Raw genomic sequence first — 240 nt, forward strand, 5'->3', positions numbered from 1 at the left:
GGCCGCTCCGTACATCCGGCTGGCCGACACGAAGGTGCACACGGCGGGCGACGTGCTCAGCAAGTACGACATCCGGTACGCCCAGCCCAACAAGACGCACCTGGAGATGGCGGTCGTGCACTCGCTGGAGCACCTGTTCGCCGAGCACTCGGGCAACCACAGCGACCGGGTGATCGACTTCTCCCCGCTGGGCTGCCAGACGGGGTTCTACCTGATCCTGCAGGGCGAGTGGGCCGAGGG

Annotated in this window: 1 protein-coding gene; it reads left to right on the plus strand. The window is 67.5% G+C overall.

From position 1 onward, the window contains the following. Positions 1–240, plus strand: a 240-nt coding sequence (locus tag KVT14_RS21160; RefSeq protein WP_217617370.1) for an S-ribosylhomocysteine lyase, incomplete at both ends; no start/stop codon positions are given.

The sequence above is a fragment of the Cellulomonas sp. GbtcB1 genome, assembly GCF_019091725.1.
Taxonomy (GTDB): Bacteria; Actinomycetota; Actinomycetes; order Actinomycetales; family Cellulomonadaceae; genus Cellulomonas.